At 58.0% G+C, this 25,382-nt stretch carries 27 protein-coding genes; 8 read left to right on the top strand and 19 right to left on the bottom strand.

Going from position 1 to position 25,382, the window contains the following annotated elements; translation table 11 throughout:
• Positions 1-155 precede the first annotated feature (155 nt).
• Positions 156-584 (top strand): YybH family protein, encoded by a 429-nt coding sequence (locus tag AC1Q6Z_RS34325; protein ID WP_492650641.1) that lies wholly within the window; start codon positions 156-158, stop codon positions 582-584.
• Between the two features lie 36 nt (positions 585-620).
• Here the strand turns inward: AC1Q6Z_RS34325 and AC1Q6Z_RS34320 are convergent, their stop codons facing one another.
• The 14 genes from AC1Q6Z_RS34320 to AC1Q6Z_RS34255 all read right to left on the bottom strand — a co-directional run bounded on the left by AC1Q6Z_RS34320 (position 621) and on the right by AC1Q6Z_RS34255 (position 14,531).
• Positions 621-1,334 carry a DNA helicase gene (locus tag AC1Q6Z_RS34320; protein ID WP_102764959.1) on the bottom strand — a complete coding sequence of 238 codons (714 nt, stop codon included), beginning with the start codon at positions 1,332-1,334 and terminating at the stop codon, positions 621-623.
• 256 nt (positions 1,335-1,590) lie between these two features.
• Positions 1,591-3,690 carry a type IV secretory system conjugative DNA transfer family protein gene (locus tag AC1Q6Z_RS34315; RefSeq protein ID WP_492650640.1) on the bottom strand — a complete coding sequence of 700 codons (2,100 nt, stop codon included), beginning with the start codon at positions 3,688-3,690 and terminating at the stop codon, positions 1,591-1,593.
• Positions 3,687-4,715, bottom strand: coding sequence for a P-type DNA transfer ATPase VirB11 (gene virB11 / locus AC1Q6Z_RS34310; RefSeq protein ID WP_492650639.1), 1,029 nt, complete (start codon positions 4,713-4,715; stop codon positions 3,687-3,689). The genes AC1Q6Z_RS34315 and virB11 overlap by 4 nt, the downstream gene beginning before the upstream one ends.
• Positions 4,696-5,907, bottom strand: coding sequence for a type IV secretion system protein VirB10 (gene virB10, locus AC1Q6Z_RS34305; protein WP_492650638.1), 1,212 nt, complete (start codon positions 5,905-5,907; stop codon positions 4,696-4,698). Before virB10 ends, virB11 begins: the two co-directional genes overlap by 20 nt.
• Positions 5,907-6,716: a P-type conjugative transfer protein VirB9 gene (virB9, locus tag AC1Q6Z_RS34300; RefSeq protein WP_492650637.1), complete on the bottom strand. Its 810-nt coding sequence runs from the start codon at positions 6,714-6,716 to the stop codon at positions 5,907-5,909. Before virB9 ends, virB10 begins: the two co-directional genes overlap by 1 nt.
• Positions 6,713-7,408, bottom strand: coding sequence for a VirB8 family type IV secretion system protein (locus AC1Q6Z_RS34295; protein ID WP_492650636.1), 696 nt, complete (start codon positions 7,406-7,408; stop codon positions 6,713-6,715). The genes virB9 and AC1Q6Z_RS34295 overlap by 4 nt, the downstream gene beginning before the upstream one ends.
• A 25-nt stretch (positions 7,409-7,433) precedes the next feature.
• Complete coding sequence (locus tag AC1Q6Z_RS34290) at positions 7,434-8,462, bottom strand: TrbL/VirB6 family protein (protein WP_492650635.1); 1,029 nt, start codon at positions 8,460-8,462, stop codon at positions 7,434-7,436.
• Between the two features lie 15 nt (positions 8,463-8,477).
• Positions 8,478-8,705, bottom strand: coding sequence for a hypothetical protein (locus tag AC1Q6Z_RS34285; RefSeq protein WP_492650634.1), 228 nt, complete (start codon positions 8,703-8,705; stop codon positions 8,478-8,480).
• Positions 8,695-9,396: a type IV secretion system protein gene (locus AC1Q6Z_RS34280; RefSeq protein ID WP_492650633.1), complete on the bottom strand. Its 702-nt coding sequence runs from the start codon at positions 9,394-9,396 to the stop codon at positions 8,695-8,697. Before AC1Q6Z_RS34280 ends, AC1Q6Z_RS34285 begins: the two co-directional genes overlap by 11 nt.
• Before the next feature lie 11 nt (positions 9,397-9,407).
• Positions 9,408-10,496, bottom strand: coding sequence for a lytic transglycosylase domain-containing protein (locus tag AC1Q6Z_RS34275; protein WP_492650632.1), 1,089 nt, complete (start codon positions 10,494-10,496; stop codon positions 9,408-9,410).
• Positions 10,493-12,964 (bottom strand): VirB4 family type IV secretion/conjugal transfer ATPase, encoded by a 2,472-nt coding sequence (locus tag AC1Q6Z_RS34270; protein ID WP_492650631.1) that lies wholly within the window; start codon positions 12,962-12,964, stop codon positions 10,493-10,495. The genes AC1Q6Z_RS34275 and AC1Q6Z_RS34270 overlap by 4 nt, the downstream gene beginning before the upstream one ends.
• A gap of 2 nt (positions 12,965-12,966) precedes the next feature.
• Entirely contained in the window at positions 12,967-13,266 is a 300-nt protein-coding gene (locus AC1Q6Z_RS34265) for a VirB3 family type IV secretion system protein (protein WP_492650630.1), read from the bottom strand.
• A 3-nt stretch (positions 13,267-13,269) separates the two neighbouring features.
• A complete protein-coding gene (locus AC1Q6Z_RS34260; RefSeq protein ID WP_017265136.1) occupies positions 13,270-13,608 on the bottom strand; it encodes a TrbC/VirB2 family type IV secretion system protein in 339 nt (112 codons plus the stop codon).
• A gap of 11 nt (positions 13,609-13,619) precedes the next feature.
• Positions 13,620-14,531, bottom strand: a complete 912-nt coding sequence (locus tag AC1Q6Z_RS34255) for a lytic transglycosylase domain-containing protein (RefSeq protein ID WP_492650652.1) — start codon at positions 14,529-14,531, stop codon at positions 13,620-13,622.
• A gap of 222 nt (positions 14,532-14,753) precedes the next feature.
• Here AC1Q6Z_RS34255 and AC1Q6Z_RS34250 point away from each other — a divergent pair, with 222 nt between their 5' ends.
• The 5 genes from AC1Q6Z_RS34250 to AC1Q6Z_RS34230 all read left to right on the top strand — a co-directional run bounded on the left by AC1Q6Z_RS34250 (position 14,754) and on the right by AC1Q6Z_RS34230 (position 18,026).
• Positions 14,754-15,362, top strand: coding sequence for a hypothetical protein (locus AC1Q6Z_RS34250; RefSeq protein WP_492650629.1), 609 nt, complete (start codon positions 14,754-14,756; stop codon positions 15,360-15,362).
• A complete protein-coding gene (locus tag AC1Q6Z_RS34245) occupies positions 15,359-15,895 on the top strand; it encodes a thermonuclease family protein (protein ID WP_492650628.1) in 537 nt (178 codons plus the stop codon). The genes AC1Q6Z_RS34250 and AC1Q6Z_RS34245 overlap by 4 nt, the downstream gene beginning before the upstream one ends.
• On the top strand, positions 15,892-16,593 hold the full coding sequence (locus AC1Q6Z_RS34240; RefSeq protein ID WP_492650627.1) for a thermonuclease family protein: 702 nt from the start codon (positions 15,892-15,894) through the stop codon (positions 16,591-16,593). The genes AC1Q6Z_RS34245 and AC1Q6Z_RS34240 overlap by 4 nt, the downstream gene beginning before the upstream one ends.
• A 400-nt stretch (positions 16,594-16,993) precedes the next feature.
• Positions 16,994-17,587, top strand: coding sequence for a hypothetical protein (locus tag AC1Q6Z_RS34235; protein ID WP_492650626.1), 594 nt, complete (start codon positions 16,994-16,996; stop codon positions 17,585-17,587).
• 22 nt (positions 17,588-17,609) lie between these two features.
• Positions 17,610-18,026: a hypothetical protein gene (locus AC1Q6Z_RS34230; RefSeq protein WP_435269022.1), complete on the top strand. Its 417-nt coding sequence runs from the start codon at positions 17,610-17,612 to the stop codon at positions 18,024-18,026.
• A gap of 81 nt (positions 18,027-18,107) precedes the next feature.
• On the opposite strand, the gene AC1Q6Z_RS34225 is transcribed toward AC1Q6Z_RS34230, so the two are convergent.
• A complete protein-coding gene (locus AC1Q6Z_RS34225) occupies positions 18,108-18,443 on the bottom strand; it encodes a hypothetical protein (RefSeq protein WP_492650625.1) in 336 nt (111 codons plus the stop codon).
• A gap of 475 nt (positions 18,444-18,918) precedes the next feature.
• Between AC1Q6Z_RS34225 and AC1Q6Z_RS34220 the strand changes: the two genes are divergently transcribed.
• A complete protein-coding gene (locus AC1Q6Z_RS34220; protein WP_435269024.1) occupies positions 18,919-19,083 on the top strand; it encodes a hypothetical protein in 165 nt (54 codons plus the stop codon).
• Between the two features lie 24 nt (positions 19,084-19,107).
• On the opposite strand, the gene AC1Q6Z_RS34215 is transcribed toward AC1Q6Z_RS34220, so the two are convergent.
• Positions 19,108-20,160: an RcgR family putative quorum lactone hydrolase gene (locus tag AC1Q6Z_RS34215; RefSeq protein WP_435269025.1), complete on the bottom strand. Its 1,053-nt coding sequence runs from the start codon at positions 20,158-20,160 to the stop codon at positions 19,108-19,110.
• Positions 20,150-21,763, bottom strand: coding sequence for an RcgA family putative transporter (locus tag AC1Q6Z_RS34210; RefSeq protein WP_492650624.1), 1,614 nt, complete (start codon positions 21,761-21,763; stop codon positions 20,150-20,152). The genes AC1Q6Z_RS34215 and AC1Q6Z_RS34210 overlap by 11 nt, the downstream gene beginning before the upstream one ends.
• A gap of 263 nt (positions 21,764-22,026) precedes the next feature.
• On the opposite strand from AC1Q6Z_RS34210, the gene AC1Q6Z_RS34205 reads away from it, so the two are divergent.
• The gene (locus tag AC1Q6Z_RS34205; RefSeq protein WP_435269027.1) at positions 22,027-22,326 is read left to right on the top strand and encodes a hypothetical protein; all 300 of its coding nucleotides are present in this window, start codon (positions 22,027-22,029) and stop codon (positions 22,324-22,326) included.
• Positions 22,327-22,499: 173 nt separating this feature from the next.
• On the opposite strand, the gene AC1Q6Z_RS34200 is transcribed toward AC1Q6Z_RS34205, so the two are convergent.
• Entirely contained in the window at positions 22,500-23,003 is a 504-nt protein-coding gene (locus tag AC1Q6Z_RS34200) for an HNH endonuclease (protein ID WP_492650623.1), read from the bottom strand.
• Between the two features lie 266 nt (positions 23,004-23,269).
• The gene (locus AC1Q6Z_RS34195) at positions 23,270-25,129 is read right to left on the bottom strand and encodes a chromosome segregation protein SMC (RefSeq protein ID WP_435269029.1); all 1,860 of its coding nucleotides are present in this window, start codon (positions 25,127-25,129) and stop codon (positions 23,270-23,272) included.
• Positions 25,130-25,382 lie beyond the last annotated feature (253 nt).

The raw sequence follows: 25,382 nt of genomic DNA, 5'->3' as shown, positions 1-25,382 counted from the left end.
TAGAGACCAACTTGACCGCTGCCCGAAAGCAGACGTCGCCGGCGACAGGGCTGGACGACTTGAATGCGCCAGAAGCGGTCATTGCCTGGGCCTGGGAAGTCGCTATCTTCTTCCCACGAAAATGACGGACTTGGTCTTACTAGCGGGGACAACAAATGCGCCCAGAGGAGACACTCGAACAATATGAAGCCAAGATTAATATGCACGACTTCGATCAGTTGGTGCCGTTAATTTCACCAAATGCGATATTCTGGTTCAATGACGGATCATTTTGTGGACTGAAGCAGATACGGCAAGCCTTTGAGGAAACCTGGAAAAAATTTCCTCTTGAAAATTATTGGTTAGAAAACCTGGAGTGGGTTGCCCAGTCGAAAGATTGTGCCGGATGCACCTATCACTTCCGGTGGAGGGCAATTTTAAATGGTAGCGCTCTGGAAGGCGGTGGGCGAGGAACAACTATCCTTCGTAGAGAAGCGAATGTCTGGAAGATCACTCACGAACATCTGAGCCAGTTCCCTAAACAAGACCCCAAGGGCCGACAGCTGCCGAGTAGATCGCTCGGATTGCGCCAAAAGCGGTCATGAGAGAAATGCCGCGACCTCAATGGTCGCGGCTGGCAGTTATGCAACGTCCTGTAACTGGGCCTCTCCATTGTGGAGGAAGCATGCTTTGGAAAAGAGACCCAAGTCGACGGAATTCGGCAGGCGAACGTCTCCGATGTCAGGAAGCCGTTTGCCCTCCAATTCAAATGACCTGTCTATCTGGGCAATGAAACCCAGGACAATGCCAGTGCGTTTTGCGAAATCACCCAGAGTTCGAAGTTGTTCGGAGAGCACCGGTTTGCTGCGTTGCTGGTCAAGCAGTTGCAAGAAATCAATGACTGCGATTGCGCCGGATTCTAATCCAGACATGTGTTGGATGATATATTCGGCGCTAATCTGATCGGATGTGAAAATCTGCACGGTCTCGGCAATGTTGCCGCCGGATGCCTCCAACGATTTAAGATGCTTTCTCGCCTGTTGCTCGGTGAACTCTAGCGTAAAAAGCAAGGCCTGACGGCCATCGCGAGCGGCATCAATTAAAAGCTGAAGACCCAGCTTGGTCTTGCCATGACCTGGTCGACCCGCAATCAATAGCAGGTCGCCGTCGTCGAGCCGCGACAGGACTGTTTCAGATAGTGGGCCAGCAGACATGCTCGCGGAAAGCAGGCTCCATTGAGCGAATCCTTCCTCGCGGGCGATCCGATCCAGTGCTTCGTTGAGGTGGAAGCCGTTACTACGAGCCATCAGCTTGGCTCGGCGTTTGAGCTGGAATATTGGTGCAGAAAGCTTCATCAAAAACCTCCATTGCGAGCCTGACCGCAACCCCTCCTAATGCGACGCTCGAACAGATGGTTCGATGAGATATGGTCACCCTACATGTGAAATGCTTCCCCGAAAGGAGGGGGGAGGCTTGGGTCTAGCCTGTAGCGGGCTTTTATTAGACTGCGCGATTCGTAGCAAGAGCTGATGACCGGTTTGGGCTCAATCGAGCCCTTCATGACGACTGTCGCAGATGACCGCAACGGGTCCGGAAGCGGTCTCCTCACAGCTATTCGGCCGGCATTCCTACGTCGACTGGATCAGGTATCGTCGTGCTGAAGATGTCCATGATGTTGCGGCGCTTGGTCGGGGACTTGTCGCCAAGCTTCTCAGCTTTCGTGTCGACCACTTCTTTGAGCTGCGCGGCCTTTGGTTTGAGGCCTTCCTCGATGGCCTTTATCCGGGCTTCCATTGCATCGAGGCTTACAGATGCTTCCCCACCACCAGTGTTTGCAGCAGTCGCCTTAGGCTTCGGGCGCAGCGCCTTTTTATTGACCGTGCGTTTGGCAGGTGCTGCAGCTTTCCCGTCTGCCGCAGGTTCGGCCTTGATCGGAGCTGCCTCCGCCGCGGCGGTCGTCAAAGGCTTGTCCTCTTTCGCTGGCGCCGGCGAGGGCATTTCGACGGAAGGATCTCCCCCCTTGGCATATTCAGGAGTTGTCGCCGGCACGGGCTTCGGTGCCAGATAATCGACTTCCGGGACTTGCGGAATGTTGGCTTGAGAAAACGCCTCGGCTGATTTGAACGGCTGCGTCTGGAAGAACCGCAGCTTTTCACCGAAGATCGGCCGTTGCCCTTCGATGAGCAGGATCATCTTGTTCTCCGGCATTTGCCGGACCTCCTGCGGCATCATCAGATCGCGTTCGCGAATCTGCTCTACCTTTGTGCGGCGGGGCAGGCCCATCAATTCGATCGTGCGGGATTCCGACTGATAACGGATCGTGCGCTTTCCGAGCGCGCGTGATGCGTACTCGGCTGTGGCCTGGTCGTTGGCACCGAGGACGAGCTGATAGCCACAATTGCCGAGCAGGGAATGCCGGGAGGTTTCGCCGTAGATCTCGTCGAGGTTCTTCAGATCCTGGATGATGAAGGCGAGCTTGATGTTATAGCCGGCAACATAGGGCAGCTTGGTCATGATCTCGTTCATCCGCTTCAACTGCCGGAATTCGTCGAGCAGGAAGTAGACGGGGAGGGAATTTGGATCGTGCTCGAGCGTGAGGATATCCATCACCTGCTGCACAAACAGGGTGAGGAGAGGGCGCAGCAGGGTGATGTCGGTGATGTTCGGCGCCAGGTAGATCGAGATCGGCCGGCGCTTCATTGCGCGAAGATCCATGTCGGTGACATTGGTCGCTGCAACGATCCGCTCATTTTTGAATGGCCGCATCGCCTTTTGAATGTCCAAGAGAGCAGACGCGGCGGCGCGTTCCGATAGGGCGATGTAGGAATTGAAGCTCTCGACTGTGAACTTCGAAAGGTAGGGCTCTTTTTCCTTGATGTATTTCATGAGCGCCTGGAGATCGACGCCGCTGTTAAAAAAGGAATTGACCTCGGCGAGGTTGCGCCGGTCTTTGTAGAAGGGGCTTTCCGTGATGTAGCTGATCACGCCGGCAAGGACCTGTTGCGCGGTCGCTTGCCAAACGGAATTGTCCGATTCCGTGTTCTCGGGCACAAGAATGCTGGCGATGTTTTGAATGTCGGTCGTGCGATTGCCGCGCTCCGGCCGGATAAAGTCCAGTGGGTTATAGCTGTTTGTCTTTTCGGAGCCGGGCGCGAATAGGAACACCTGGCTGCCGTTCTGCCGGCGATAACCCGCCGTCGCCTTGAACACCTCGCCCTTGAGATCGGTGACGATCATCGAGCCTTCGTGCATCAGCGCATTGGGGATCACATAGCCCGCGCCTTTACCGGAGCGTGTCGGGCCAATGATCAGATGATGCCGGTCGTCCTTGGTGCGGAGAATGTTCCGTCCTATCCGCCCGAAGATATGGCCCGGTTTGCGGAACCATTTCCCGCGCCGGAGCGAAGCTATGTCCTGAAACGCAGCATCCCCCAACGGGCTGCTCGTCGGCTTCAGTCCGATGTAGGCGACGAGGCCCGCCACCAGCAGCGCCGGCACCATAGAACCAAGCGCGACCTTCTGCAGGGCAGGGCTCGTTTTGTAATGCCAGAGCTGTTGAATCGGAGCGAAGGGATTGCTCGTGATCGTCGTTTCGAGGATCCGACCGTCCTTATAGAAGAGCTGAAGCCCCAAGCCGTACCCGAGCATCCAGGCAACGAGCGCTATCCCGACGCAAAAGAGTAGGTAGAAAGCCTGGAGCTGCTTCGTCATGACTCATCCCGGGCGAAGAAGATTTCAGAGACCCCGCGCTTGCCGCCTTCACGGCGGAGCTGGATGACGATCGGGATGACCATTTGGATATACGACATCAGATCCTGCCTCGAAAAACCCGCCGACATGCCGGCTTGCTGCATCATCATGGCGAGCTGTTCATAAGCGCCCATCGGCGTATCGGCGTGAACCGTCGACATGCTGCCGGGATGGCCAGTGTTGATTGCGCGGAGGAAGGAAAAGGCCTCCGCTCCTCGAGTTTCACCGACGAACAGGCGATCCGGCCGCATGCGGAGGGATGACTCGAGCAGGCTTTGAATGGTTACGTCCGCTGTGCCCTGGTCGCCCTTCGACGCGATCAGGTGAACGGCATTTGCTTGCGGCGGGAAGAGCTCTCGCGTGTCCTCGAGCGTGATGATCCGCTCATGCTGATCTACGCTCTTCAGGCAGGCATTGAGGAAGGTCGTTTTGCCGGAGGAAGTGCCGCCACTGATCATGATAGAGACCCGTTTGGTGATGGCGCTATGGATGAAATCGTAAATCCGATTGGCCCGCAGATGCCCTATCAGCTCGCGATCTATGTCGCTGAGGCCGCCGACGGCTACAGAGACCTTATCGAGCGAACCGTTGTCGCGATACTCCTCGAGCGTGAAGTTATTGACCACCTGCTTGCGGATCGAGATCGAGCCGCCTTCGGGTGCCGCCGGCGGCAAGACGATCTGGATACGCTCGCCGGTCGGGAGAGCGGCGCTGAGGATTGGCTTGGAGCGGCTGATGAACTGGTTCGTCGCAGCCGCAACACGCTCGCCGACGTTCTGGATTTCATCACCCGTCAGGGCGTCGATTCGATGATGCTCCATGTAATCGGCGCCAAACCGTTCCACATAGACATGGCCCGGTTTGTTGACGGCGATTTCCACCACCCTCGGATCGTCAAGAAATTCCCTGATCGGTTCAAGAGCGCGGTTGAGGAAGTAATGGGGATCGCGTCTGATCGTAGTGGTGTTACCTGCGGCGACGTTCACGTTGAATCTCCTTCATCGCTTCGGTGACCGGGTCGTCATACATGGCGCTGAAATCGAGGTCTTGGCGTACGTAGACAAAGATCCGCTCGCCCTGGCTGACGCTAATAGTGGGAGGAATACGAAGGTTTTCGCTCAAGGCTTGGTTCGCCATATTCGAGAACGTCTCGGCGATGGTTTCGCGGGCGAGCTCCTCGCCACGTTGTGCCTCGCTGTTGTTGTCACCGAATGCCTCGTCGCTTCCGTAGCCGGTCAGGAAGCTGGCGCCGGCGCCGACGACCGAAAGCATGATCGCGGAGCCGAACCGCTCGCGCCATTTGTTATCGACATGACCGGTCAAGCCCGAGCGTCCCAAGCTATCCGTGCCGATGGAGTTAAGGCGCACCGATACGCCATCATCGCGAATGAGCCGGGTCCAGATGACGAAAATACGCTTTTGCCCTCGGGTGATCTCGGACTGGTATTCGCCTATGAGGCGCGTCCCAGTCGGGATGAGGACGCGCCTCCCGTCGAAGGAATAGACGTCCTGCGACGTGATCGCGCGAATCTGGCCGGGCAGATCGCTGTTAATCGCGGTCTCGAGGATGCCTGGGATCAACGTTCCTTCCGGTATCATTGCGTCGATGCGTTCGATCTGACGCGCCTTTGCGCTCCGATCGGCGAGACTCGAGGCCGCAGCGAGGTACTTGCTGTTGCGGTCTTCGCCGGCAACGCTGAGTCCGGACTCGTCTTCGCCTGGAAAACCGCCGTTGCCGTTGCCATTGCCTTTCTGATCAAGCGAGATCAGACCCGACCTATAGCGTTCAGGAAACTCTTCGACAGGCGCAATCTCGGGCGTGGCTTCAACGACCTCTGGTGGCGGTGGAACCTTGAACTCCGTGGTATCGGCCGGCTCTTCTTCAACTGGCTCCGGAGGAGGGGGCAGATTGATGACTGCAGGCTCTATCTCCGGCTTCGGCTCTTCTTGCTCACGCACGAATGACGGCGGCCGGAAGGTGGTCGTCTGAAACTCTTCATCGCTATCGGCGACGTCACGCGGCTTTTCCCCTGCCGTGGCAAGCACGAAATAGGCGGCGACAGCGCCCCCCAGGAGCAGGGCGGCCATGCCGATGGTTTGATTCCGCCCAGCGTTTCTGTTGCTGACGGCCGTCTCATCGGCCGCCGTCATGGCCTCAAGTTCAGGGCTGCGCTTCATTAGTTGCCGCTCCTCCTACGTTTCGTCGCCTTGGTGTCAGGAGCCGGACCGAGAATGGCAGGATCCGGAGCGCCGAAGTCGGGCTTGCGAAGGTTAAAGATGCAGGTCCATTGATTGCCCTCGCGCAGCGTGTATTGCGTCGCGACACCATCGACGACGATGTATTCGCCCTCCTTCCGGAAATTGCGCAGCGTCTCGGAAAAGTTGGCCTGGACAGCAAAAATCGCCGGGATCCGGCTGCCGAACTTAAAGAAGGTCTTTTTCCCGTCGTCGAAGATCACCAAGGGCTTCAACGCCGGATCACCGGAAAACGAATAGTCGATGTTGACGTTCGCCTTCTCGACATTCGACACGTTCGGGTTTGCTGCCCGGTACTCAGCTTCCTTGCGGAGCGCGGCATTTAGATCCTTCTCGGGATAGACGAAACGGATCCCGAACACCTGCTTGCCATCGGACGGAGCATGGTCGTTGAGCTCGAGGAAATAGATCCTCTTGCTGGTCACGACATTCATGTTGGTGGCGACGTTCTTTGCGATCGGCTTCACGAACAGAATGTTGCCCCTCTCGGAAGGGGCAACCTGCCAACTGTCGGTGTCGCCAAGCGAGATCGTTTCGAACTTTTCGTCCTCGTCAAAGATGATCATGGTGGAGATGCCGTAGGTGGCAGAGACCTTCACCACGTTATTGGACTGGTAGACGACGCTGGTCACGCGCGAATCGAGGCTGCCCGGGCGAGGTGCCTGCGCAGCATGGGCGTGAGTCATCATCGCGGCCGCGCAGGCCGCGGAAAGCAGGAGGCGTTTGATCATTCCTCACCTCCCGGCGTAACCGTTTCTTGATCGCGACGGTAGTTGTAGACTTGGAAGCCCAAGGGGTTCTCAAAACGCCACTCGTTGGTCGCCGGCGTGTCCGTATAGCGATAGCGAAGGACTGAAATGTAGTGACGCAAGATCGAATCCGTGTCCGATTTTTCGGTCGTGGAAAAACGGACCAAGGCCGTGCTCGCATTGGAGAAGGTGACAGACTTGATGTCGACCGTGACCTTCTTGTTCTTGCCGAGGACCTTTGCGGGATTGCTGGGATTTGCCGCGCTGTAAAGCTCCTGCAGCTCGCGGGCCGCATCATCAGTGGAGAGTAGGGCGGCGATGCCGAAATTCTGCTCAATGGCGAAGGGGTCGTAGCCTTCGCGAGATCGGATGTAGCGCACGACGTTCGCCTGCGTGACCGCCTGTTGGTCGGTCAGCTTGGCGGACCTGGTTAAACCGGTCTTCACCTCCATATAGCCGGTATTCTTGTCGACCTCGACGATGTACGGCTCGAAGCTCTTCAGCGGAACGAGCATCACCAATGCCGTCAGTGACAGCAGGGTAATCGCGCCGAAAATCGTCGTGACGAACCATGCGAGCGAGCGCGATCGCTTGGCCTTTTTGACGATCTCCTGCTCCCAACGATCGCCGTCCTGAAAGTAGCTCCGAAGAGCTGCGTCATTCGTTTCTGCCATTCGTTCTAGCCCTTGAATTCGCGCCTCAGCGAGGCATGCTGTTGCTGCTAATGCGGTTCTGCATCGCCTCAGCAGCGGCGTTGCGAATATTGGTTCTCATGCCTTCCTGGATGCGTGCCCTGGCTTGCATACCGGCGTTGCCAATTGACCCCGCCAGACGTTGCCCGCTTGACAGGGTGGATAATGGCCCCGATATGCCTGCAAATCGGCCGACGGCGCGCGCTACGTTGCCAATGCCGGCGGCCACGCCACCGGTAATGCCCTGCGCGAGAACCTGAATGTTGAAGAGGACAAATGCGCCCGCGGCGCAGAGGAGCAGGAAAGCGGAAATGTCGCTAAGCTGAAGTTCCCGCTGGTTTGCAGCGCTCGTGACCTTTGTCAGTTCCGGGTCCATGGCTGAGATCAGGAATGCAGCCACGACGTAGACGAATAGTGGGATCAGCGCATACATCAGCACCTGCTGGAACCAGGCGACGCCCATGCCTCTTGTCTGTTGGAAGAGCATGCAGCCGATGAAGATAGGTGCGGTCCCGATCAGCACCCACATCATCACCTTGGCAAGGAGTAGGATCGCCAGAGCCACTGCAATGAAAACCGCCACTGCAAGCATGATCAGAAAACCGATCATGGACGGGAGTACCGCGAAATAACCGGACTGTTCCGCAAAGGCAGAAGCGGCCTCGTTTGCCGTTTTCCAGATCATCGAAAGGCCGTTTGTCGGCTCTGTGATGCCTGTCCCGGTGGCGGTCAGGATCGCCCGGCCCACATCTTCCGGAGTGTTATTCAGCCAGGAATAGAAAAGAGTGTTGAAGTAGTCCCACTCCCTGACCAGCGCCAGAATGATCAACATACGGGCCACGCGACCAATGATCTCGCTGACGCTGATCCGGGCCGTTCCCATGAAGAGTTGGAGCCCGTAGTATCCCACATATGCGATGAACATGATGGTGAGCAGCGGCACGATCTCATCGCCGACAATCCCATAAGCTTGCTCAGAGAAATCCGCGCCTGTCTGTTCAATTCTGTCGAGCAGATCGCCCAAGAAATCGTGCATCGTTGCAAATTGTCCTTATTCAGCCGCGATTGCCTCGATTGCCGCCAGGGCGGCCGCTGCATCACCATTGACGCTCATCATCGGTCCGCATTCCTGGCGAGGATCCGGCGCGTAAGAAGTTAGATTGGCAGGTCTCTTGCAGGGTGCGGTCTTCTCCTTGGCCGCCGTACCGCAGCCGGCGAGGCCGGCCGCGATCAGGATTGAAAACAGAACCTTTGCCGTCATGGTGATTTTACTGGTCACTGTAGGAGAGCGCCTTCTTGGAGTTGGAAATGTCCGTCAGGCGCCGCTGGTTATCGGCCTGGAGCGAGGACACAGCACCATTCATGACGCCGATCAGCTCGTTGATCGTCAGGCCTGCCTGGACCTGAAGCTGTGTGTTCTGATCGATCGAGCCCTTGATATCCTTGGCCTGACCGATGTTTGCGCCCGCCTGCTCGAACGAGGTGCGGCGCGTCTGGACGGCCTGTTGCGAGCCATTAACGAGCGCCGCAACACCGAGAACGGTATTCACCATCTCTTCATAGGACTTGTCGCCTGAAAACGAGCTGCCCGCCTGCCCGGACAGGTTCTTCACCAGTTGCAGCCCATTGATGAAGGTCGTTGCAACCTTGGCAATATCGCCGCCCATGCTTCCGAAATTCGGAACGCCGCCCGACATCAGGCTGTCGAAGGACGGCATCTGGGAGACGCTGAATCCATTACCAACGGCAAGGTTCTGCATCTGGTTTGCATCGCTACCGCGATCCCCGGTCACCGCCTGAAGGGTCTCCTGGACCGTTTTCAGGACTTCCTTATTCGTCCCAAGAATTTGGTCGGTCGTCGTCGACGTCCTCTGGGCGATCTCAAGATTAGCAGCGTCGATGACCGGGACTTGCGCGAAAGCTGCGGACGCAAGGGCCACCGAGCACGCCGCTAAAATCAAACGCTTCATGGCAGTTCTCCTCATTGAGCGGTCAACATCAGATTTACGTTGGCTTCGCGCTCCCGCTTCTGGACGCAAGCCCTATCTGTCGGGCCCCATTCAAGGCCCTCGCGGGGATCGCAAACGCCGGTCGTTTCGCGATCCTCCTCGTCGTTATCATTCTTGATTTCGCTGGTGCGCGCAGAGCCGGACAGGCCGCCGACATCAACTGCATTTCGGGAATTCATGAGATCCGCCATCGTCGTGCCGAGCCGGATAGCCTGGTTCATCATTTCGAGATTGGCATTACGCGCGCCAGTGTTGTGGTCCCAACTGTCCTGAATGGTCCCGCTGGACATTGCGCCCAACTGCTGCAGCCAGGAGGCAACGTTTCCGCTACTGTCCCCGATCGCTTGGGATGTCGCCATCGAATTGATCGTAGAATCCCGCATACCGGTGAAGGCTGTGGAACCGCCACCATAGTTCACAGGGATGTTGGCAACGTCGGAGCCGCCGAAGGCGGGAAGCCACTTTTGGGTGATGTTCCCGACATACCCTTGCGTTTCCTTGAATGGGGGAATCCCGCCGTACTTCTGGACGTTGCCAGGCCCCGCGTTATAGGCGGCCAGTGCCAGATTGGTGTTGCCGTTGAAACGGCGAAGCTGTTGTTTCAGATAGCGCGCGCCGCCACGGAGATTGTCTTCCATGTCATAAGGATTGACCCCGAGATCCTTTGCCGTACCCGGCATGAGCTGAGAAAGCCCAATGGCGCCGACCGGTGACTTCGCACACGGATTGAACCGGCTTTCTTGGTAGACGAGCGCCATGAAGAGGCTTTCGTCGACGCCTTCTTCCTGGGCCACTCGCTTCACCAGGCCGGTGATTTCCGGGTTGGCCGTTGCAGCGGAAGCGGCGTTACCGCTGCGACCTGGACGATACATCGAGCAGGTCACGCTCTTGCTGACCGTATGACGGTCACTATCCGTCTTCTCGATTTCCGTCGTCGTCTGGTCGCGTTTGGTGTCGGTCTCGAGCACCTTGCCGTCAAGCACCGGCACCTGAGAGTGCGCCGTTCCGAAGGCACCAAGCCACAGCGCAGAAATCACCCACAAAGCAGGACTCTTCCTCATTCGGCCTTCTCCCATCCGCAAAATTCAGCCAGCCAATTTTCAGGCTCGTCGCCATATTGTTCCCGAAGCGCCGCGCACTCTTCGACGGTCTCCTTGCGGCCGGAAAGCACCTTGACGAGATCGGGCATGGCGGAGAGATCGAGCCGAGCGATGACCGAGTCATTGCCGTGCTTGATCAGGAAAGTTCGCTTTTCAGGCGGAGTGTTCTTGATGAAGTTGAATTCCTTCACCGTCAGGCCAAAGCGCTTGATGTAGCTCTCTTCGTCGGCCCGGGGGTTCGGAAAGTGAATGTTCGTCGCCGACTGCTCGATCAGCGTATGCGAGGCTTTTGCCTTGGCGATATCCGCCGCGGATTGGGTGCCGAAGCCAACAATGCCGTTGAGCTTGCGGATGGTTTTCATCTTGTCGACGATGAACGCCGAAAAGGTCTCGTCCATAAGAAGCTGCCAGCCCTCGTCCATGAAGAACATGACGGGGTTTCCGTCGAGCAGCTCGTCGAGGCGATGATAGAGGTACATCAGCGCCGGCGTGCGGAGCTCCTCGTTGCCGAGGATGTTCGTCATGTCGAACCCAAAGACGCTGCGACCCGAGAAAGAGAGGACGTCGTGCTGAGCGTTGAAGAGCCACGCCTTTTCACCTTCGATCCAAGGACGAAGGCGAGAGTGAAGGTCATTGGCATCCGCCCGCGACCGACCCACAAGCAGGGCGGCCAGGTTCGCTAGGTTTCGTTCCGCCGCAGGTTCCTGCATCAGGCGGACGATCGCCCGCTCAAGCGTATCCTCGTCTTCCTGAGTGAAGTCACTGCGATCACCGGAGCGCAGCATTGCCTTCAAGAGGCGAAGGAGGAATTCGCGGTTTGGGCCGGTATTTTCGAGCTGCAGCGGGTTAAAGCCGGTCGGCGTTCCCGGTGACAGCACCTCATATGAACCGCCAATCGCCCTTACGAAGATTTCCGCACCGCGATCCTTGTCGAAGAACACGGCTTTCGGCGTCGGTGAAACGCGCATCGCCTGTGCGAGCAGGAAGGTCAAAGCGACCGTTTTACCGGAGCCGGTTGGTCCCGTGACGAGGAAGTGCCCGATGTCGCGGCGATGGAAGTTGAACCAGTACGGCGTCTGCGACGTGGTTTCGAGGATCGTGATCGGCAGTCCCCAATAAGTGCGATCGGCCTGGCCCGTCGCGAAATTATGCATCGAGGACAGGCCGGAAAAATTCGCGCTCGACAACATCGCTTTGCGAGCAATGTAGCTGTGATTGCCGGGCAGTTGCGCCCAAAATGCCGCTTCGAGGTTCAGATCCTCGCGAAGCCAGGTGAGGTTCATGTCGGTGAGGCAAGCACCGAGTTCGGAAACGGTGCGGCTAAGGCCCGGGAGATCGCGAGAGAGGCAAAGGAGCGAAAGATGGTGGAAACCGAAGACGGCTTCCTGGTTCATCAGGCTATTGAGCGCATAGTCGATATCCTGTTCGACTGAGCTACCGGACTCGTCCGAGGCTCTGATCTGCCTCTGCAATCGACTAATACGTTCTTGAGCGATCGGCTTGTCGGCGATGGTGAAGGATTGCGTCAGAATGAATTCGTGGTTCACCTGCAGCAGGCCGTCCAGCATTCCCGGCCCGGTGAAGGGCGGATATTCCTTGATGGACAGCAGCGCCCCGAAGCGGGTGTCTTCATCGACAGCTGCTTGAGCCTGCATCGTCCGCTTGCTGAAATGCAGTCGCGAGGTTCCGACATAAGTGCGAATGCCCATGCGGGGCAGGCGCATCTTGCGCGGCACACCGCAGCTCAGGATCGCATTGAAGAACTCGCAGGGTTCGGAGTAGGGCTCGCCTTTCTCCTTCTCTTCACGCCCTTCGATCTTGGCCTCGTCGTCATTCCTGCGATCATTCCTGCGACGATAGGTAATTCCGAGTGCCCGGGCTCCATACTTGTGCAGATCGCGGGCGATGTTGCCGATCAGCTCCTCGAGCTCGGTAACATCTTCGCGCGTTTGCTGGACCCGAGCGTCCTTGTTGGCCTTGTCAAAGAGCCTCTTTAACGAGTCGCCAACGCCGAGGGCGCCCCGCATTCCAGAACGCACGACCGTCAGATATATTTCGTTTGTGAACATGCGCTTATGGCGCAGTTGCCCCATGTAGCGCTTGTTCAACAGGTCGCAGAATGGTTCATCGAACGCGCCACCGATCTGCGTTTCGACCTCTCTCCGGATCACGGTCGACCAAAGAGAATAGCGGCTCGATCCCAAGGCGCGGATCATCGTGTTTTGCACGACCGACCGCATGTTGAGCTCAGCCTGGTCCTCCGTCTGGAAGAACAGTCCATCGAGTTTTATGACGCTTAGAAGCGAGCCGTTTTCCAACCCGATTACGGTATCGGAGACGTGCCGCAGATACGGAATATGAGTCGACATGGGCCGCTCATTGCTGGCGACCCGGCCGAATCCAAGCTCTTCTTTGACGACTTTCAGCATGGTCACGGTCCGTAAGAGTTGGTGCCCCAAAAGCGCTTGTTGGGCGTGCGGGGGGTCTTGCGGGACGTCACCTGCATCACATCGAGGATCCTGTTGTCCCAGGTGCAGAGCGAGAACAGGACAAGGTAAGCAGCCGGCGCTATGAGCAATGCCAGGAGGTCGTTCGTTGCAAGCCAGCCGATAATGGTGACGCCGACGATCAGCACCACCGCCATGTAGGGGACGCCCCAAAGCGTTGGGGACCGGGTTAACCCGATCACCAACGGCGTCAGAACTGGTTTTTCGTCCTGAAACTCACTCATCGGTCACTGACCGACCGCCGAAATCATCTCGTCGACGATCGCCGGTGCGCCAAACACCAGACCGATGCCCATTACGACCGCGCCGGCCGTGAACCACGATAGGCGTCCGGCGAATGCCAGAAAGCCGAGGCCGATAACGGCAATGATCGCGAGCAGGCGACCGAAGGGGCCGGTGATGAAATCGACGATCATCTGTACCGCCGTCTGCAGCGGCCCGAAGGCGCCGCCGGCACTCTGCGCGAGAGCCACATCGGCCCCCGCGACCTGGAATGCCGCCACGATGCCGAGCGTGGCTGCGAGCTTCAACGCCTGAGACTTCCTCGTTTGCATTTCAAATTGCATGCTTCTCTCCTTCAAAAGTGCATGACACCGCCGACAAACTTGCCGGTCTTCTTCACGGCGATGACACCGGCGTCGCCGCTGTCACTCGCATCCGAGACCGCCTGCGGAGCGGCGGCCGGCCTCGCCTTGCCATTTGCCGACGGCATTGGCAGCCCGAGTTGGTAGTTCACCACCTTGGCGACGTATCCGACTGTTTCCTGGAACGGCGGGATGCCGCCGTGTTGGTAGATCCGCTGTTCGCCGCTGTTGTAGGCAGCCGCGACCAGGAGCGGGTTCTGAAACTCATCAAGCAGAAAGCGCAGGTACTTCATCCCGCCCTCGATGTTCTGTGCGGGATCACAGATGTCCTTGACGCCGAACCGCGCAGCCGTAGCAGGCATTAGCTGCATGGGTCCGCGCGCGCCCTTTGGCGAATTGCGGCTTTGGTCAAAGCCGCTCTCCGCCCAGGCGATGGCCGTCGCGAAGACTTCATCGACGCGAAATTTGCGCGCCGTCTGCACAACCAGAGACTTAACCTCTTCCGGGCTGAGCGGAGACGGACCGCACTCATACACGTCGTTGGTGTTGTCATTGATCTGCCGAACAGCATCAATTTGCTGTATCGAGCCTGGGCGAACTTGCGGTTCGTCAACCCTTTTCGGCACGTCCTTGGAGGGAGCGATATCGCTTAAAGCTGAATCAATATGATGCAGACCCCCAAAATCATGGGGGCTGTTGTCAGCTATGTTCTGAACCGCATCTTGCTGCTTTACTACGCCATCAGCGCCTAGCACGAACTCCTTCTCTGAGCCGCGCCAGCGCTCATCGAAGTTCGTTGCAAGCTCCGCCTTGCGCTCGTTCGGCCAAGTGCTTATTTTTGCTATGATACCTGATGATTTCTGCCCATCTTGGGCGTAAGAAATCTGAACCCAACTCGTGCACAAAAGGGCGCTTCCCGCCAAAGCGGCCCAGTTCAAAACGCCTGAAAATCTAGCCCTTTTTTCCATCGCCACGCGCCTGACTTGCGGTGTTGTGATCGAAACGAAAACCAATTAATCTGGTGAAGGTGTCGCATCGATTTGGTTCAGCGATACAACTTTTCGAGGCAGACTTAAACCCCCTATTGCAGGGGAACGAGCTGAAGCAATACGGGTTAGGGCTAGAAAATGAAACGGACCATCATCGCCGCACTCGCAAGTTGCGCTATCGGAACACCTGCTTTGTCCCTCTCGGACATCAACAAGGACTACATCAAATCGCTCGCAGCGCCGGGCAAGACGGTTCTCGTGCTCGAATATTACGACGGAAGCGGGAAGATCGCCGATCGGAAGGGCTATGCAACAACGGCCGGATTCAAGGCCGTTTCACCGACCGACTTTCGCGTGGATGAAAAGACAACACTGCACCTTTTCGGCCTGGAGCCATGCAAGGGCGAAATGGTCAATCGCAGTGAAGACTTCGCCGGGAGCTGCACCGATTATGCGCAGCAGCAGCTTCAAATCCTGTTGCAAAACCCGAAGGTCGTGTTTTGCCGTGCCTTCGTGAGCGAGCAAGGTTCGCCCGTCCAGAACGCCACCTGCTACGGCTACTATAATTTCCCCGGTAGCCTCGACTCCGTCGATATGTTCGAGGAGCAGCTTTTGTCGCTCGGCGCGCTCCGCCTCGCAAAAAAGCCAGATGGGACTCCCGTTCGTCCGGATCTCTCCAAAGCTGAGGAGATTGGGCAGAAGGGGTCATTCGGGATGTGGGCCGATCCGAGGGTGAAGGGTCAATGAGAAAGGCTCTTTGCCTTCTGTTGGCTCTCTTGCCGACATCCGTATCCGCAGCGCCGGCAGGCTATTTCGATCTTCTTCCTGGCGTCACCCTGGAAACTGGCGACACGTGGGTTTCCAATGGTGAAAGATTCCGCCTCTACGGCGTCCAGTCCTGTTTGCGCGGCACTGGCTATACGGACAAGCACGGGCAGAAACGCGACTGCGGCGAGGCGTCCCTTGCCGTGCTGGCGGCCTATATCAAAGACACCAAACCCGTTTGCGCCCCGGTGGTGAAGAAAGACGGTATCGCTTACGTCGTCTGCTACGCCACAGTTGGGAAGGAGCGGCTTGATCTGGCAAACGTCCTGATCACGAGCGGATACGCCTTCGCTGCCCTGAACGGTGAGGGCATGCCCTATCACGTCCCCTATGCCGTGGCCGAGAAACTTGCGCGCGATAAGCGTGCCGGCCTCTGGCAGTTCGAAGACGTCCAGCATCCGGCCATTCTCTTGAGCCGCGAGGTGAATGCGCGAACCAAGAAGGCAGATCAATGAAGCGACACCTACTTGCAGCCGCCGCGCTCGCTACGATCCCCCACGCAGCCACAGCCGCGGATCTCATCGAGCCTCCGACTGCAGCGGCTCGGCCACCGCAGAAATCGAGCGAGGCTCCGATCTACCAGAATCCGGTCTACAATGGCCGAGTCGCCGTCATGGACGGCCGCACCCTGTGGTATCCGCAATATGCGCAGCGCGTTCGCCTCATCGAGATCGACGCATGCGAGCTCCCACAGTGGGCGATTGATCCCAGGTGGGTGGATCGCGAGCGGCAAAAGGCGCCTCCACCCGTTCCGTGCGGCCCACTTGCAAAGGCGTGGCTCAAGAGGACCATTGGCAGCAAACCGGTCGAATGTACCGTCATAGCGTATGGCAGTGACGGTATCCCCCAGGCCCGCTGCACCTCAGCCGGCCGCGATATTGCGGCCGAGATGCTTCGTGTCGGATGGGCGCGTGTCGCGTCGCCCTATTCATACAACAGCCAATACCTCGTCTATCAGCAGCATGCGATGGCGGCCCGCTACGGCATGTGGGCCACATACGTGCTCGACATGAACGAGTGGCGTCGCAAGGCCGTCGACAAGACGCTAGACCGCCAGCCGATCGCTGATTTCAACCTGCTTGTCGAACGGGAAAGCGAAATATCGCCCCCCTTCATCGACGCGCGGAAAAAGCCCAAGAGGACAGACCGATAGTTGCCCGACTTCGCACATATTGCGAGCTCATTCGCAACCGATCCGCTGGCGAGCTTGATGCTCGCCATTCCCTTATCGTTTGCGCTCATCGTCGCTTCGGAAAGAATCTGGTGGGTGCACGGTCCGTTCGCCCTGGCGCTCCTGATCGTTTCGATCCTCTTTCTCGATCAACGTCATCTGGCGCTGGACAGCTTTCTCGTCGGCCTATTCGCCTTTCCACCGCTTTGCCGGGACATTCCCAACCAGCCGATGCTCTTCCGCATCGGGACCTTCTGGTTCTCAGCCTTCGCGCTCATTGCCGCCGTCATCTACGCAGCGGGCGACCGAGTGCAGCACGTCACACCGCTCGACAAGCTATTCGTCGATCGGGCCCAGCCGCAACATCATGAGGGCCAACTGAATGAAACACCTGCTTTACGCCGCAGCCGGTCTTGCTGCGCTTGCCTTCGCGCCCACGGGAGCAAAGGCAGAAGATGCTTCCTGGGGCTGCCAGGTTCTCCTTTGCGCTGCCTCGCAAAATCCGTCCTGGCAGCGCGTTCCCTATTGCGTGCCCCCGATGAAGAGGCTGATCGCCGCAATGTCGAAGCCGGGATTTGATTGGCCCATTTGTCACGAGGCGAAGGCCGGCGAGCCAGGCCGGGAAGAGTTCGAGGACTGCCCTGCAGGGTCGCGCCCCACCTCTAGCGATGATGGGAACGACAACGGCTTGCGCCGCCGCAACGAGGAGGACCAATGCGTCCGGGTCGTGGACAGATGCGAGAACCGCGGCGAGTACAACCGCCTCTATGGTGACGAGGACGCCAACCAGGGTAACGGCGTGACGGTAAGGTCCATCAGCGGCAACAGCGACCATTTCGGGAATCGCGACGATCGCTACAACGGCTGCAAGGTGCAGGTAACGTCCCCCCGTCCGCGGCGCGCAAGTCCCTGGTTCTTCGACATTCCCAACGACAAGGGCGTCAAAGAGCGCTTCTGGTTCAATCTACGCACCTAGCCTTGCCTAAGAGGAAGAATCCATGCACCAGAACGCCATAATCGCGATCGCAGCCACCCTCGGTATAGCGGCTGGCGCCGGCGGCACCTACATTGCAACCTCCGAGCCGAAAGTTGAAGCTCAGGCCATCTCGAAAGCAGAACTGGTTGCGGCTATCTCCGCTGATCCATCGCTTTGCCCTATTCCGACTGTTGAAGCGCCGACAGAAGCCGAAGCATTGGCCGCCTACCGCAAAGCACATGCGGCGTCTCCTCTCGTTTGGGATCGGAATAATCTGCCGGAAATCTCTCTGGCACTCGGCCAATGTGACAAGGCCGGGGCAGGGCCAGGTGTCGCTTGCATGACCTCAGTCAAGATGGGACCCGAAGCGCGGCCTATTGATCGAATCGTCGGCTTCGCAAAGTCAGCATCCGGCGAGTGGATCGCCACCATCAACTAAGAAAGAAGCCGCCCAACAAGGCGGCTTTATTCTTATGCCCTTTACGCTCGAGCCAGCACATTGCCAGGCCAGGGCAGAGGCCTACTCCACGGGCTCGGTCGTGCTCAAGACGGCATCCATTTCTTCCAGCTTGAGCGAGCCTCGCGTGGCGAACAAATACGCGGCCAAGTAGGTCAACTTTTGCCATCCTTGCTGATCGTTGCACGGCCGGTGGTTCACGATACTTAGCCTGGCGGCCTCTTCCTCTTTCGTCACCTCGAGCAGAGCGTTTGCGTAGACCACGTTGGTCACATCGCCAGCCGCGCGGCGTTCATCCCATTCGCGCACCGCTTCAGAAGTCGCCGATAGCGCCGCTATATGCCGCTCTATCATCGCGTCCAACGACACCGCGGCTTCCATCCCTAAATCCTCTGTCATCGCACCCTCAATCCCAGGTTCCGCGCTAACTACCGGACCTCCCAAATCGAAGGGAGGGCAGGAGCCCCGCTCCTGCTCCCGAGCTCGCGCGGAGCAGCGGAAGAGAGGGGGACAAGCACTAAACCGGAGGGGGATCCCCCACCCGCAGGGCCGTGTCGGCGCAGCCGTCCGGTGCTGCAGGCCATCGGCCGAAGCATGGGGAGACCGGTTTGGTGCTTGTGGGGGAGAGAGGGCGGTGAATATATGCGGCCTTCGGCCGTTGTTTCGGTGCGATACGGAAAGGTTAGTTTCTCTTTCTCAACATAGGACGATCCTACCGAGCTAATGGGCTTGCCTCAATGACAGACGGTTCCCCCAATTTTCCCGCGAGCGACAAAATCGGCTCCCCCATCTGCCCTCCGGGCCGCTTGGCGGTCATTGACCCAAGCCCATCAGCTCGGGGGGCAGCCTCTGTTTTCAATCAGAGGAGCTGACGATGACTACTTACGACGAAATTCAGGAATTGCGGGCCGAGTTGGCGGCATCCGTCGACACCGGCGAGCGTCAGCAGATCGCGGTCGAGCTGGAGCGCGCCGTCGCGCAGCACCAGCGGGAAGAGGCCGCATTCGACGCGCTGATCAGCGTTGAGCCGCCTCACTAGGCGGCTCTCGATCTTTCCTGGGTGTCACTTTGACAGCGGCCGACGCCAACTTGATATTCGCCGGGCCGATTTGTCCCCACACGATAGAAACCGCTTCAAGCTCAAACCCGCCAGTAAAATGTAAGGCGGCATGGCGAGCGAATAGTGACCGCAGTTCAATTCCAAAACATTCGGCCTGGCTCCGGCGTCCTTCAGCTTCTGAATGTGGCGTCTCGATAGGTCGGGCAATACCACCTTGTCCCTCGTAGCCAATACGACGTGAAGTTCGAGATCGGACCGTGCCAGATTATGCGCGTAATTCTCCAAGTTGAGCGGACCCCATGCCCTTCGGAGTTCGGTGAGCTCAATTACAGGCTCAAGGCTATCACGTATCGATCGGGTCGCGCGCCCCGTCCAAACCATGTCAGCGAGACTACCCGCCGTCAAAAATAACGAGGCCTTCGATACGGCCGGATCGTGCGCAGCGATCAATCCCGCAACCCAGGAGCCAAGGCTCATGCCGAGAACCGAGACCTCTCGATAGCCTTCGCTCTTCAGCCAACGGATGAGCTTTCGCCCATCCCATACGGCCTGCCTTACAGATTGGATCGTTCGGCCGAGATTCGAACTAAGCATATAATCGGCGTACAGCGAGCCGGGACGGCTGCGTTCGAAGTGATAAGGCATAGCAATCTCGACAACCGTGATGCCGCGCTGCGAGAAAAACTTGGCAATCTGACGATTTCGGGCGCTGGCATTCCAGTGATGAAAAATCACCAATGCCTGCTCGAGCGAGCCGCTCTCAGTGATTTTTGCCCAAGCGACGTTGTTCTCTTCGACGTCAGTAGAAATGTCCGATGGAAATCTGAGCCACTCATCGTGCCTTTCAAAGCCCTGACCGCTGCCGCTCGGCTCATCGTAAAAGCTTGAATCAGACAGGGCCTGGTCCGCAAGGACACAAAACTCGTCGATAGTTTCTATCCTCTTCGCGCCCGGAAAGGCCAGGCGGGCGTCGAGGATGAAACCCGCTACTTTCTTCGCTTCCTCACCGCGCCGCGCCCGCCGCTCGTCCCAACGATCAAGCCAATTATGATACACTCTGGTTGCTTCCTAACTCGCTTGCTCGCCATCGCCCAAACTCTGGATCAAAGAGACCGTATGTCGCGAGCAGCACTCCAACGCCCAGGAGGATAGAAAAGCCCTCGAAGGCATCGATCAGCAAGTAGCTGGCAAAGAGCAACCCTACGACGGCTGACATCTTCCACAAAGGCACGCGAAACTGCATTCCGACACCCAAGCGGATGGAACCGTACAGAAAAACGATGCAGGTCGACATGGCGACAAGGAGGCTGCTGTAATGCGTTGGCATTCTATAGGTGAACCTATTGCCGCCGTCGTGATGCTCATACAGGGCTGAAGACATATCGCGAATTATCCAGGTCACGATATCTTCTCCGTTCGAGCTGAGGTAAGAGCTTTGGACCTTCATGCATATGGCGACCAGAACACCAAGGACGGTGCACCGGAAAATTCCCCGCATCACCCTAGGGCCGATTTCGCTGCCCTCGCGCCGATGTTCCGCCTCCGGCCGTGTCTTTGATTCCTCTTCAATTCTCCAAAGATCATGGACGATCGTATGGAGCAGGATGAGGCCCGCGAAAAAAAGATAAAAGCAGAGGCACATGTAGAGATATGCGAGCGCCGTGAAAACAATCGAAACTGGCACTGATATGACTTCAGGGCGCACAATGGCTAACTTGCCCCAATCTATCGCAAAGTTGCCACCGCCGTTGATCAACGGGATCAAGCACACGCCGATCCACTGAAAAAGACCGGCGAACAAGACGCAGATCAAGAAAACCGCCCAGTACGTGTACGAATAAGCTTGAACGTTGCGCGTCCAGGCATCGTCGCTTTCCAACCGGTCGCCCTGCGCTCCCAGCCTAAAGCGCGCGTCATGTTTCCAGAAGATCAGCAGCTCTATGACGAACGCGAGAAATAGCGGCAAGAGCACCATGAAGAGGAACGTCCAGTTCGGCGCCCATAGAAACCCGACCTGCTTATCGACACCATCCGCCCGGCTATAAGTGGCGCTGTGGATCCCCACGATATACGACAAAAACCCGAGGGCGGAGGCACCCGCGAATATCGACGCGGGCAAATTCAGGGGGGATCCATGGCTGAAAAGCGCCTCCGATCTATTCGCCAAGCTGAAACCCTGTCTGCGCCGGGTGGCATCAATGCCTTGTGGCAGATCGCCCGGAGGCTGCGTCTGATTATCGACCGTCACAGGCGGCGGCATATCTGGAACCCGCAGCGCCGTGCTGCTTCCCGCCTTCTTCGAATCTCGCCTCTTGGCGGTTAGCCGTGATTGCGCCGCGCTGAGCTCCATCTGCCATTCGCTGGTCGCTTCCGGATCGTCGCACCCAAAGATCCGCGCCAGCCAACGAATGTTGGACGGGCTAATCCCCTTCTCGTTCTCTTGAAACCAAAGCTGCACCGTTCGCAAATCGACCCCGATCCGGTTGGAGTCGATCTGTGAAATCGCCTCTGTCAGAAGCTCCGGCGTCCATGGGCCTTGCGGAAACCCGTCACTGCCTAACGGCCGGCCTGCTCCCGCCGCGGCCAATTGCTTGAACAGTTCCTTGAAATCGCTTCCGTCCTTGGGCGGTGCGACAAAAATCTTTCCGTTCTTTTCCAATGGCTTATAGGCCCAAATTTCGTTTCGCTTCGTATCCTATCGTGCCTTCAGCCTCAATCAATGGTTTTAGCGTCCGCAATGCAACTTGTTCGGTGAGGCATTCCACCATGCTACTGTTGTCGTCATCCAGTTCGCGTTCGCTCCGTGGTACCGGGTCCATTTCTCCACGCCCGAGCACGGCCTTGAGTTCGTCAGCGCCGGAGTGTGAGCCGGGAGAAAAAGAAGAGAGTGAGGCGGCACCTGCGGTTTCCCTCGGTGAGTTGATGGATCGGCATATCGCGGCGCAACTGGCGACCGCGGAGGCCGTTCGTGCGTGGGATGAACGCAGGGCAGCCAGCGAGGTTACGAACGTAGCCTATGCAAACCGACTATTAGGCGTTGCGCGGGATGAAGAAGCCGGCCGGCTGGCGATCGTCAATTACAGGCCGCGGGGCGATCGGGAATCGAGGCTGAAGCTGGCCTATATGGCGGCTTACCTGATCGCGACACGTGGCACCCTGAACGCCAATGAGATGAATTCCGTCTTGGAAGCCCCTCGCGATCGGCCAAGCACAGTTTCCTGAGTCTCCATTTATGCCGATTGCACAATAGTGTGCTGAGACCACATTGCCGTCGATTATGTCGGCGGCGGTGTCCCGTATCGAACTATGCTGGCGTTATGTTATAACATATCGCATAAGATACCTTATGGAACTCTAACCGGTTACGAAGCGCCAGCTCGCAGAGCAGCGGGTCATTATCCCTTCCAGATCGCACTTCTATGATGATCGAGATAGGGCTGGTGCTCATCACGAAGAGCCAGACGCCCGACAGAGTCCACGTTTAATTCTGCACGTGCGGCCGCTTCCAGGTGAGAAGAAAGTAGGACCTTTCCACCGGTATCGAATGTCACTAAACCGGAATCGAACGCTGCGTCCCACAGCGCAGACAACAAGAGTCCGTTATGGACATCGAGCCTCTGAGCATCCGATTCACATTGTGACCAAGGCATCATATGTGAAGCTCTCAGAAGATCTGGACTGGTAATTCCGCTCAGAGGGCAGCATCCATTCCAGTATTCCATGAGTGCCTGCCGAAATATGTCCTGCCCTATCCTGAACCGCTGGATACGCTCACCTTCCGTATCGCCAAGGCCGACAACGGCTTTTTGGAACTTTTCGAGCGGCAAGTTCGGCAAACTGACGGAAAGGCGATACGCTGCAGTGACCCCTGCATGCAAATCATCGAGGGTGGCAAACACGAACCCACCGGCATGTCCTTTGGCACACGGAGACGCCGGTGAAGCATCAAGAGTCCTGGCGACTCCTTGATGCATTACTGACAGAAAAAATGGGCCACTCGAGCCGACGGCGGCCAGTCCAACTTCCCCGGGTGCGCTGGCCGATCGGAAAAAGATCCATCCACCGGCTTCTTCAGGGCCAATTCGGTAGCCATGCTCGTTCGCGGCATCGCGCAGCTCAGAGAGAAGGACGAATGGATACGCTGTTAGCCGCCCTTCCGTGCTAATCATAAGTCCACCCCGAGCAAGCGTTGCGCAGGCGGATCGCCATGCAATTTCAGCTGCAGGTACGGACGTTCTCTGAATTCGGTTGGAGGCGCCGTTGTTGTCGTTACGATGTACTGAAACAGCGGCTTTCCGCCGACGCGCTCCAGCTCCTGAACGATATCGAAGAGCCTTCCATAGATTGACAAGCCAAGGTCGGCCTCACGTGGGCTGTCGTGAAGTAGGAACGACGGAACACGTGTCGCGCCTTCGATGCTGACGCACATTGCAGCGAGGTCGAAAGCCAGAACCTTGAGGGAGTCGATCGCGGCTGTCCTGCGGTCTCCGCCCATATCTACTGACAAGTCAAGACCATTGCCGGTAAGCGTGATCCGCCCCTTTGCATCGTGGCCGACCAACCGTCGAATGATTGGGTCGAATTTTTGGCTCATCCGTCCAAATAGGCGGGCCTGTTTGTCACGAAACGCGCCCAGCCGCTCTCTCGCAGCCTCAAGTTTGGTGCCCAGTTCGCGGAGACGCTTGATACCCTCCTCCTGCGTTTCGAACAGTTCGGCGAGGCGCTCGACATCGTCCTGGAGCCTGCGGGCGGTGTACCAAGTGGACTCTCGGGCATCGCGGGCCTTCTCGATATTTGTGACGCGATCGACGGATCGATCGAAGCGCTGCTTGGCCAGAGCAACCTGCGGTAAGATCTGCGTCTGTGCCTGCCGCAAGCTTTCAACTAGCTTGGCTTGGGCGTCGAGATCCGCCTGATGTTGATCCCAACGCTGTCGACACGCGTCGGCATCAGGTATCTTGTGCGAGAGCTTGCATCCGTCTGCCAAGGCTCGCTCTATAGGGACTTCACAAATCGGGCAGATCGGACTCTCCGCCTCTAGCTTTGAGTAGGAAAGTCCGGGTAGCTCCCCCCGAATCATAGCTAATGCGCGTTCCTCCGCAGGTATGAGAGCCTCGATCCGGATGCGTTCGCCGTCGAGACGTGCCCATTCACTTCTCGCAGCCTCCCGTTGCTCTCGCGCCGCAACGAGTTCTGCGTCGCCGTCAGTGGGAACCCGGCTTGCCGACGCCAAGCGCGCACCTGCGGACCTGCGCATGACGTCAATCAGCAATGGCATCTCGGGGAGCGGCTGATCCTCAAGGTCGAGACCCGTAACGAGCCGCGTCTGCGTTCGCTCGATTTCCCACCGGCGATGGCCGATCTCTTGATCCAGGACTCGGCGTTGCTCGCTGAGACTATTCACTTCCCCACGCGTGGCTTGCTCCTCAGGCGTGATCGCCATCAGAAATGAACGTAGCGCCTCAAGCCTTGGCCCCTTCTCCTGCCCGCTTGCGGGCACCGGGGAATCGGAATCAGACGTCGGCGATCGCCAATCCAGAACATCATCAAATCGACACTCTTGATCCCGCGTCAGCCAGGCGAGCGCGATCGGCCAAATGGGTCCATTCGCCTGCGGGTGAACCAACTGGGCAATCGCGGTGGTGATAATGCGCTGATCGACGGCTTTGATGAACGGTTCTATCCCGGTTGAAGCGCCCTCGCCGGCGGCGATCTCTTCGAGGTTTCCGCCCGGCACAGCCATGTGTCTGCGGCGTGCGCCGAGCGGGCGAACGATCGCCCAGCAAGTCCCATCAAGCACGACCTCAGCGCCGACAAGGCCATTCAGAAATGCAGTGCCGACCCGCTCGCGCTGGGGCTCGGTGGCGAAGCGATCCTCGCCGAGGCAGTAGCGGATAAGCCGACAGAACAGCGTTTTGCCACTCCCATGACCCACCGCATTGGTCTGACCTGCTAAAGCGGCGTCATCTGCTCCATCCGGCGACCAGATGATATTCAGGCCGGGACGAAGCTCAATGTCCCGCACCTTCTCCCCGCCGGGCTCCTTCCATATCACAAGGCGCCGAACCCACAGCCGCGGCCCCTCCAACCCTCGAGCGGGCGTTACCGTTAGGAGCTGCGGGCCGAGAAGGTCAGGCTGCTGCGGCATTGGTCACCCACTGCTGTACTTCAGCGGGCAGCGAATTCACCGCTGCGTCGAGATGTAAGCGTGTAGGCGATCCCACGTAGCGCGTTTGTTCGCGGAAGCTCATTTTCTGCATGAATCATGCGGAGAGTCA

This window comes from Shinella sp. GW835-FHT14H05, from assembly GCF_058793575.1.
This window is presented reverse-complemented; position numbering and strand designations above follow the sequence as displayed.